The 8,408-nt window shown below is 36.5% G+C and carries 11 protein-coding genes and 1 rRNA gene; 9 read left to right on the top strand and 3 right to left on the bottom strand.

The features are described 5' to 3' along the window. From ACFO3L_RS04820 to ACFO3L_RS04805, 4 genes are all read left to right on the top strand, one after another. On the top strand, positions 1 to 911 hold a 911-nt coding region (locus ACFO3L_RS04820), incomplete at its 5' end, for a bifunctional UDP-sugar hydrolase/5'-nucleotidase (RefSeq protein ID WP_465253948.1). 72 nt (positions 912 to 983) lie between these two features. Continuing rightward, positions 984 to 1,604, top strand: a complete 621-nt coding sequence (locus ACFO3L_RS04815; protein WP_379964405.1) for a YutD family protein — start codon at positions 984 to 986, stop codon at positions 1,602 to 1,604. Beyond that, entirely contained in the window at positions 1,601 to 2,365 is a 765-nt protein-coding gene (locus ACFO3L_RS04810) for a TIGR01457 family HAD-type hydrolase (RefSeq protein WP_379964403.1), read from the top strand. Before ACFO3L_RS04815 ends, ACFO3L_RS04810 begins: the two co-directional genes overlap by 4 nt. Position 2,366: 1 nt before the next feature. Next, positions 2,367 to 3,023 carry a TIGR01906 family membrane protein gene (locus tag ACFO3L_RS04805; protein WP_379964401.1) on the top strand — a complete coding sequence of 219 codons (657 nt, stop codon included), beginning with the start codon at positions 2,367 to 2,369 and terminating at the stop codon, positions 3,021 to 3,023. A gap of 20 nt (positions 3,024 to 3,043) precedes the next feature. Here the strand turns inward: ACFO3L_RS04805 and ACFO3L_RS04800 are convergent, their stop codons facing one another. Beyond that, the gene (locus ACFO3L_RS04800; RefSeq protein ID WP_379964399.1) at positions 3,044 to 3,553 is read right to left on the bottom strand and encodes a phosphatidylglycerophosphatase A family protein; all 510 of its coding nucleotides are present in this window, start codon (positions 3,551 to 3,553) and stop codon (positions 3,044 to 3,046) included. A gap of 86 nt (positions 3,554 to 3,639) precedes the next feature. Here ACFO3L_RS04800 and ACFO3L_RS04795 point away from each other — a divergent pair, with 86 nt between their 5' ends. After that, complete coding sequence (locus tag ACFO3L_RS04795; protein WP_379964397.1) at positions 3,640 to 3,882, top strand: DUF1450 domain-containing protein; 243 nt, start codon at positions 3,640 to 3,642, stop codon at positions 3,880 to 3,882. A gap of 37 nt (positions 3,883 to 3,919) precedes the next feature. Here the strand turns inward: ACFO3L_RS04795 and ACFO3L_RS04790 are convergent, their stop codons facing one another. Then, complete coding sequence (locus tag ACFO3L_RS04790) at positions 3,920 to 4,903, bottom strand: NAD(P)/FAD-dependent oxidoreductase (protein WP_379964395.1); 984 nt, start codon at positions 4,901 to 4,903, stop codon at positions 3,920 to 3,922. Between the two features lie 110 nt (positions 4,904 to 5,013). Here ACFO3L_RS04790 and ACFO3L_RS04785 point away from each other — a divergent pair, with 110 nt between their 5' ends. Continuing rightward, the gene (locus ACFO3L_RS04785; protein ID WP_379964393.1) at positions 5,014 to 5,604 is read left to right on the top strand and encodes a peptidylprolyl isomerase; all 591 of its coding nucleotides are present in this window, start codon (positions 5,014 to 5,016) and stop codon (positions 5,602 to 5,604) included. Between the two features lie 55 nt (positions 5,605 to 5,659). Here the strand turns inward: ACFO3L_RS04785 and ACFO3L_RS04780 are convergent, their stop codons facing one another. Continuing rightward, the gene (locus ACFO3L_RS04780) at positions 5,660 to 6,826 is read right to left on the bottom strand and encodes a MalY/PatB family protein (RefSeq protein ID WP_379964391.1); all 1,167 of its coding nucleotides are present in this window, start codon (positions 6,824 to 6,826) and stop codon (positions 5,660 to 5,662) included. Positions 6,827 to 6,922: 96 nt separating this feature from the next. Between ACFO3L_RS04780 and ACFO3L_RS04775 the strand changes: the two genes are divergently transcribed. The 3 genes from ACFO3L_RS04775 to ACFO3L_RS04765 form a co-directional block, all read left to right on the top strand. Further along, positions 6,923 to 7,306, top strand: a complete 384-nt coding sequence (locus ACFO3L_RS04775) for a CvfD/Ygs/GSP13 family RNA-binding post-transcriptional regulator (RefSeq protein ID WP_379964389.1) — start codon at positions 6,923 to 6,925, stop codon at positions 7,304 to 7,306. Positions 7,307 to 7,361: 55 nt separating this feature from the next. Continuing rightward, positions 7,362 to 7,727, top strand: coding sequence for a hypothetical protein (locus ACFO3L_RS04770; RefSeq protein ID WP_379964387.1), 366 nt, complete (start codon positions 7,362 to 7,364; stop codon positions 7,725 to 7,727). 523 nt (positions 7,728 to 8,250) lie between these two features. Next, positions 8,251 to 8,408: ribosomal RNA gene (locus tag ACFO3L_RS04765) — 16S ribosomal RNA — on the top strand; the annotation flags it as partial.

Raw genomic sequence — 8,408 nt, 5'->3', positions numbered from 1 at the left:
AAGAAATACGCTTGCAAGTATGTTCTGTTCCTAAGAATCTCGTGACTTCAGTCATGAGAGGTTCAATAAGCCACCTCGGTATTGAAGATGATTTTCGGATAGCCGAAGAAATTCCAAGCATCGATGTCATTATTGGTTCGCATACACATCATTTATTTGTTGATGGGAAAAAAGTAAATGACACACTCATTGCTGCAGCGGGGAAATTTGGTCAATATGTTGGCGAAATCGTTTTAACATTAGATGGAAGTCGCGTCATTATAGATAAAAAAGCCTATACTTTTGCGACCGAAGAGATGATATCTTATCCAGAAGACCAAGCGGAGATTGAAAGTTACATACTTGAAGGCCAAAACCGTTTAAAAGCGTTAGAAGTGACAAGATTAGAAGAAGATTTGCCAATCTATGTGCCTAATGAACGCTCACTAACTTCCGATACGTTAAGAGCGATGAAAGTCAGAGGTCAGACGACAGCGGCGATTATTAATACCGGTCTCTTTTTAAATCCATTGGTTAAAGGACGTATTGATCAAAATGATTTGCATCAAATTTTACCACATCCGATGCATTTAATCCGTGTGACTTTAAAGGGAGTGGATTTTATTCGTTTTGTTCTTGAGGTCGAGAAAAACCGCGGTTTCTTACGAAGATTTCCGATTGTCGGGATGGGTTTTCGTGGGAAAATATTTGGTGAGATTGTGTATTCTGGTTTTACTTATGACAAAACGAATGCCCAAGTTTTATGGTTAGGCGAAGGGATTGATCCCAACCGGGAGTATACCTTTACAACGGTCGATCATTGGATGTTTATTCCTTTCTTCCCAACAATTGAAATTGCGGGAAAGATTGAGTTTTTATTCCCCGAATTTATTCGGACCGTATTGGGAACGCATTTAAAAAATCAAGACTAGTGTCAATTCAGTTAATGGTAGCTACCAAAGCCATCTGAAACAATGTATAATAAAAAAACAGGCGGTGAAAAAATGAGCGATGAAAATAAAAATTTAACAGATAAGCTAACAAGCGTCTTAGAAGAGATTATTGAAGAGCCAACCGAAAAAGCTCCCAAAAAAGGGGAATTGGCTGTGATGCTTAACGAAACAGAATTAATGATTGGCAATCGCCAATATAAAGTAGTAGTGGATTATCGAGAAGGCTTCCAAGTTGAAAAAATTGGTGAGCGCTTTAGTGAGGTACTCGCACGCTACGATTATATTGTTGGTGACTGGGGTTACGAACAGTTACGACTACGTGGATTTTTTGAAGTCGATAATAAAAAGGCAACACCAGAACAACGGATTGATACTTTAGAAGACTATCTATATGAATACTGTAATTTTGGTTGTGCGTATTTTGTGATTCAAAGAATTGGTGGCAAGCGTGAAAAAACAAGCCAACGTCGCCGTAAAACAAAACAAGTCACAGGCCAAGCGCATATCGAAGAGAAAAAAGAAGCGGTTCAAAAGTCTCGTACAAAGCCAAAACCAAAACCAAAAGTGAAACAAAAATCACAAGTACGGGCAACGAAAGAGAAGCCAGAAGCAAGTGGCAATAAAAAGGAATCAGGGAAAGGCTTTACGATTCGGAAAAGAGAAGACGTATGAGATATAACGGTTACTTAGTTGATTTAGATGGTACGATTTATCGTGGAAAAGAAATCATCCCTGCGGGGAAACGCTTTGTTGAAAGCTTACAAAAAAAGGACATCCCTTTTTTATTTGTTACGAATAATACAACGAAAACACCCGAACATGTTGCGCAACGTCTGAAAGAGGAGTTTGAAATTCGAGTAGAACCGCAAGAAGTTTACACAGCAACGTTAGCCACAATCGATTACATGCGTGATATGAACCGAGGCACTTCTTTTTATGCCGTTGGAGAAGCTGGTTTAATTCAGTTAATCTTACAAGCAGGTTTTACTTGGAATGAAAAAGATCCGGATTATGTGGTTGTTGGGCTCGATTCTGAAGTGACATATGAAAAATTAACGACTGCAACACTAGCTATTCGCCAAGGCGCTTTGTTTATTGGTACGAATCCAGATAAGAATATTCCTACTGAACGGGGCTTGATTCCGGGCGCAGGTTCACTAATTGCTTTATTAGAATCGGCAACACAGCAACGAGCCGTTTATATTGGCAAGCCAGAAGCGATTATTATGGAAAAAGCTTTGGAGCAAATTTCTTTAACAAAAGAAGAAGTTTTGATGGTTGGTGACAACTACGAGACAGATATTCAATCAGGGATTCGCAATGGGCTTGATTCCTTACTCGTTTTATCAGGTTTTACATCAAAAGAGGCTGTGCCGCATTTACCGGTAAAACCGACTTATATTGTCGATAGCCTTGACGAATGGGTGTTTTAATATGAGTGTGAAAAAGACAAGAGTTATTGAATTTTTTGGTTTTTTCAGTTTGTTTCTAACGAGTATCAGTTTAGCAATTACCGCAACAATTAATTTTGTGCCTTTGTTTCGTTGGAGCATTACTCGTTTTGATTTAGAAACAATCTCTGGTTTAACCAAAGAAATGTTATTAGAAAACTATCGTTTGTTATTAGATTTTTTAAATAAACCGTGGGTGACGGAATTAAAACTACCTAATTTCCCAATGTCTGAAGCAGGACTGGGGCATTTTTACGATGTGAAAGATTTATTTCTTTTGAATTACGGAGTCCTAATCGTGACCTTGATTCCAAGTGTTTACTTTATTTATTACTTATGGAATCGACAAAAAATGTGGCGTCTTGTTCGTCCTTTTCAATGGGGAATGTTTGTACCAGTCGGACTAGCTTTCGTTATGGCTGTCGGTTTTAATACATTTTTTGTGTTATTTCATCAATTGTTTTTTAGTAATGATGATTGGATTTTTAATCCAGTTACCGATCCGATTATTAACGTCTTACCTGAACAATTTTTCATGTATTGTTTTATTTTGTTTTTTATCCTAATTGAATTGATTTTCTTCTTGTTTGTTTTTATGGGGCGAAGATCTTTAAAAACCAAAAAACGAGCGACCAAGTAATTGGCAGCTCGTTTTTTTTATTATTTTTTCTCTTCGTCAAGGACATTTTGATTGCTATGAGCTAACCGACTAGCGGCTGCAGCAGCGATTGCGCCGATAATGTCATCTAGGAAAGTGTGGACGCGGCCACTACTTTTATCGTTTAATTTTTTTAGAATGCCTGGTTTAACTTTATCAATGTAGCCATAGTTCGTAAACCCAATCGAACCGTAGACATTCACAATCGATAAAGCGAGGATTTCGTCAATCCCGTATAGACCTTCATCTTTTGCTACGATACTTTGAAGGGGCTGAAGTAATGAATCTTCTTCCGCTAAAATATCCAATTGAATACCCGTCAAGATGGTATTATGAACTTCACGTTTCGTTAAGACCGCATTGACACTTTCGATACAGGTTTCAAGTGTAAGATGGGGAATGTATTCCGTTTGTAAAAACATAACGAGCTCTGCGATATCGACAATTGAGACCCCACGATCACCTAAAAGTTGACGTGCTTTTTCTTCTAATGTTTTCGTTTCAAAAACCATAAAAAAACCTCCAATCAAATTCTTTTTTTCATTATTAAATTCATGTTATACTATTTTTATGAATCAAGCAAAGGAAAGTGATAAAGATGTTTCCCCTTATCGAGTTTTGTCAAACAAACTTGTCTTCAGGGACCGAAGTCATCATGGATCGCATCGAGCAAATGGATGACGTGGATGTGATGGTTTCTAGTTGTTTAAGTGAATGTACTTTATGTGAACAACGACCGTTTTGTTTATTTGAAGGTGAACGGTTATCAGCTAATACACCAGAAGAGTTGTTCGTTTTAATTAAAGCCAGTTTAAAAGAATGGCATGAAGAATATATGTAGTAAAAAGGAGATACGACACTTGTCGCACCTCCTTTTTTTATTTTTCTTCAAAAACACTCGTGCTGTGAGCTGGTTGTGTTCTATTTTTAGGGTTAATGTAATGCAAGGCGTTGTTAATAGCCGTTGGAGCTTCGCCAAAACCAGTGGCGATTAATTTAACTTTACCGTCATACTGAACGATATCACCACAAGCATAAACACCTTCCATCGAAGTTCGCATATCTGTTTGAACAAAAATTCCTTGGCGCGTACTTTGTAAGCCCCATTCTTTCAAATTTAAATTTGAGGTAAAACCGTAGTTAACGATGAGGTAGTCAACAGAAAGCTTAACCGATTCATCACCTTTGACTTGTTCTAAGTGGATAGTGTCTAACTTCGTTTCGCCAGAGATCTCTTTTAATAAGTAAGGTGTTAAGACGTTAACGGAAGACTTTTTTAGTAATTCAACGCTGTGCTCATGTGCTCTGAATTCTGGGCGACGATGAATCAGTGATACTTCTTTTGCAATTGGTTCAAGCATTAATGCCCAGTCAATCGCTGAATCGCCACCACCGGCAATTGCGACTTTTTTACCGGCATATTTCATTAAATCAGTAACGTAATAGTCAATTCCTAAACCTTCGTACTGTTCCGCATTATCTAAGGCTAATTTACGAGGTTGGAATGAACCGTTACCTAAAGCTAAAACAACGGCTTTTGAATAATGCGTCCGTTTATTAGTCGTGATTTCAAGAATTCCATCTTCTAAGCGTTCAATTTTCGTTACTTCTTCTTCTAAACAGTAACGTTGATTAAACGTTGTAATTTGTTTTTCAAGATTTTGTACGAGTTCTCCAGCTTTAATTTTTGGGTAGCCTGGGATGTCGTAAATATATTTTTCAGGATACAAAGTGGCTAATTGGCCTCCTAATTGAGGCAAAGTATCAATAATCTTTGTTTTTGCTTGGCGCATTCCCGCGTAAAAGGCTGCAAACATCCCTGCTGGTCCAGCCCCAATAATCGTAATATCATAAATGTCCATTGTGTTCCTCCTATTAAATAATGACTTTAGTATAGCAAAGAAATTAAAGTGTAGCATTTTTAATGAATTTTCGCTATGATATGTTTATAAAAATGAAGGAGGAGATTTTTTTGTCTCAATTTCCACAATTAGATTTAGCAAACGAAAAAGGTCCAAAAGCGATTATTAAAACAAATCGCGGGGACGTTACGATTCAACTATTCCCAGAACATGCACCTAAAACAGTAGAAAACTTTATTGGTTTAGCAAAAAAAGGCTATTACGAAGGTGTTATTTTCCATCGTGTAATTCCTGATTTCATGATCCAAGGTGGCGATCCCACTGGTACAGGTATGGGTGGCGAAAGTTTCTTTGGCGGCCAATTTGAAGATGAGTTTTCAAGAGAATTATTTAATTTCCGTGGCGCGTTGTCAATGGCTAACGCTGGACCAAACACAAATGGAAGCCAATTCTTTATCGTAACGAACGAAAATGTTCAAGCAAACATGATTAACCAAATGACAGGCGCAGGTTATCCTGAAGAAGTGGTTGAATTATACAAAAAAGGTGGAACACCTTGGTTAGATTTCCGTCATAGTGTCTTTGGTCACGTGGTTGAAGGAATGAGTGTGGTTGATGAAATTGGTAATGTTCAACGTGGACCACAAGATCGTCCAGTTCATGATGTTGTAATTGAATCAGTTGAAATCGTTGAAGCTTAATTATTAAAAGAAAAATCTCAAAAAAGTCGATTAGACTTTTTTGAGATTTTTTGTTTTAGTTAAAAACTTTGGCGATTTGCTGAAGGCCTTGGACTAATTGTTTTTTAGGGCAAGCGATATTAAAGCGGCAATGTTGTGTGCCATTTGGACCAAACATAATTCCAGCATTTAAAACAACACCTGCTTCTTGAATTAATTTTTCGGCGAGTGCGTCATCATTTAGTTGATAGGCTGAAAAGTCAAGCCAAATTAAATAAGTACCTTGGGGTTTCATGACGCGTACTTTAGGTAAATGTTTGGCGAAAAAGTCACAAGTAAAATCAATATTATTTTTTAAGTAAGGCAGGAGTTCGTCGAGCCAAGCTTTACCTTCTGTATATGCTGCCTGAGTAGCAATTAAACCGAAAGTGTTAATCTCTGCTTGGTAGTTGACTGCTTGAATCGCTTGAACTTTGTCTCTTAACTGTTGATTTTTAATAAAGAGCATCGAATTTTTAATCCCTGCTAGATTAAATGTCTTCGTAGCAGAAGTTAAAACGATTGAGAAATCTTCGAAATTTTTGTCGATTGTTTGGAAAGAAGTAAAGCGTGCTGGTTCGAAGACAATGTCCTGATGAATTTCGTCACTCAAAACAATTACTTGATATTTTTGACACAGCTCTCCTAATTGGCGTAATTCTTCTTTTGACCAAACACGTCCCCCGGGATTATGGGGATTACATAAAATCATCAATTTAACGTGATGTTGAATAATTTTGTCTTCCATATCTTTAAAATTCATTTTAAAAAGTTGTCCTTCTTCTAATAAATCAGATACAATTCGTTTTCGTTTGGTATTTTGGATGACATCAGTAAAAGGGTGATAAACAGGATCATGGATTAAAATAGCGTTATTTTCATTCGTCAAGGCATTAATGACAGTCACTAAGCTAGGGACGACGCCCGGACTAAAAAGAATCTCCTCTTTATTGAGCGAGTAATGATGTTGTTGTTTTTGCCAATGAATAATTGCATCGTAAAGTGAATCAGGAACGGTAACATAACCATAGATTCCTTTTTCAACATAAGTGCTTAGAGCTTTTGAAATCGCAGGTGAGGTTTTAAAATCCATATCTGCTACCCAAAAAGGCAATAAACCTTCTTTTCCGTAGGTTATTGAAAGAGTATCCCATTTTACACTATTGGTATTCAAACGATTGTGAATCTCATCAAATTGTGACATTTTTCTCCTCCTTAAAAAATATATCCTTCATTTTCACTTCACTTACTAGTATAATCTAAAATGAAAATAATGGAATGAGAAAAGGAGGGGGAAATCATGGATTGCAAAATTGGCGATACATTAAATGGTTTCATTACCGGAATTCAACCATATGGCGCATTTGTTTCACTGGATGATGCTACTCAAGGATTAATCCACGTTTCAGAAGTGCAATCCGGCTATACAAAAAATATCCAAGAAGTATTAACTGTTGGCGAGAAGGTTCGTGTTCAAATTATTGATATTGATGAATACAGTCAAAAGATTAGCTTATCACGTCGAACACTCGAAGAACAGTTCGTTAATACTGGTGCACGTAAAAAAAGATATTTTACAAATAAACATAAAAAGATTGGCTTTTCAACGATTAGAGAAGCTTTGCCTCATTGGACAGAAGAAGCATTAGTGCTTTTAGCTGAGGAAAAACGAAAATTTAAGTAGCACGATTAAAAAATTATGATATGATGAATGAGTTAGATTAATCCACGAGGTGATAGTGTTGAATAAGAAGAGAGTAGCTGGAACCGTCATTTTGAATCTACACGACGGCACGAAAAAGTTTTTGCTTCATAAAGACGGCGATAACGCCAAACTTCTAACCGTAGAATTATCAGAGGAACAAACTGGTTTAGCATCTGCCTTGCAGTTATTGAAAGAAGAGGCGCAGTTAGATGTTACAACGATTGAACTAGTTGAACTGACAAGTGGTTATGAAAATGACGTGAAAGTTCCTTTATTTGTCTTTGAAATGACTGAGACAGAAGGATCTGATGAATTACCAAAAGATTTCTACTGGGGAAACACAACAAGTTTCCAACACATTATTCAACAATTTAAGATTGAAGGATTACCCTATTTTTAAAAAAACGAACGATTTGATCCATTTATTAGAAAAGAAGAACTTTTTGCTCAAGCTTTATTCTGAGTGAAAAGTTTTTTATTTTTCTTTTGGAATACATTTGTAATTATCAAAAGAATATGCTAATATAGACAAAGCATCAAAAACAGAGGAAACAAATTTGCTTTATCAACACTTTTGAAATCTATGTTATTTTAAAAATAAAAATTATTTCAAATGGGTGTTGACAGAATGTTCTTGAATCTGTTATTATATGCAAGTTACTGTTGATACATAAGTAGTTTCATTGAGAAAGGAACTTTTATTATTTTTTTAAATAAGGTGTTGACAAAACTTAGACATCTTGTTATTATATAAAAGTTGCTGATGCAGCAATGACGTAGACCTTTGAAAACTGAACAAAGCAAGCAAAACAAACAACAAACGTGTAGAATGTTTCTTTATAGAAACAAACATACAACAAGCAAGCAATATGCTAGCAACGTTAATTTATGAGCTTAACAACCGAAAGGTTGTTTCAACTTTTTTTAATGAGAGTTTGATCCTGGCTCAGGACGAACGCTGGCGGCGTGCCTAATACATGCAAGTCGAACGCTTCTTTCTTATCGAACTTTTAGTTCACCAAGAAAGAGGAGTGGCGGACGGGTGAGTAACACGTGGGTAACCTGCCCTTTAGCGGGGGAT

Origin of the sequence: Enterococcus eurekensis (assembly GCF_042654605.1) — a bacterium.
In the GTDB taxonomy this organism is placed as follows: domain Bacteria; phylum Bacillota; class Bacilli; order Lactobacillales; family Enterococcaceae; genus Enterococcus_I; species Enterococcus_I eurekensis.
This window is presented reverse-complemented; position numbering and strand designations above follow the sequence as displayed.

Excerpts from the sequence above, each read along its gene's own strand:
- ACFO3L_RS04795 (WP_379964397.1), top strand. The coding sequence starts at position 3,640 with ATGTTTCCCCTTATCGAGTTTTGTCAAACAAACTTGTCTTCAGGGACC.
- ACFO3L_RS04775 (WP_379964389.1), top strand. The coding sequence starts at position 6,923 with ATGGATTGCAAAATTGGCGATACATTAAATGGTTTCATTACCGGAATT.
- ACFO3L_RS04790 (WP_379964395.1), bottom strand. The coding sequence starts at position 4,903 with ATGGACATTTATGATATTACGATTATTGGGGCTGGACCAGCAGGGATG.
- ACFO3L_RS04800 (WP_379964399.1), bottom strand. The coding sequence starts at position 3,553 with ATGGTTTTTGAAACGAAAACATTAGAAGAAAAAGCACGTCAACTTTTA.
- ACFO3L_RS04810 (WP_379964403.1), top strand. The coding sequence starts at position 1,601 with ATGAGATATAACGGTTACTTAGTTGATTTAGATGGTACGATTTATCGT.
- ACFO3L_RS04780 (WP_379964391.1), bottom strand. The coding sequence starts at position 6,826 with ATGTCACAATTTGATGAGATTCACAATCGTTTGAATACCAATAGTGTA.
- ACFO3L_RS04805 (WP_379964401.1), top strand. The coding sequence starts at position 2,367 with ATGAGTGTGAAAAAGACAAGAGTTATTGAATTTTTTGGTTTTTTCAGT.
- ACFO3L_RS04815 (WP_379964405.1), top strand. The coding sequence starts at position 984 with ATGAGCGATGAAAATAAAAATTTAACAGATAAGCTAACAAGCGTCTTA.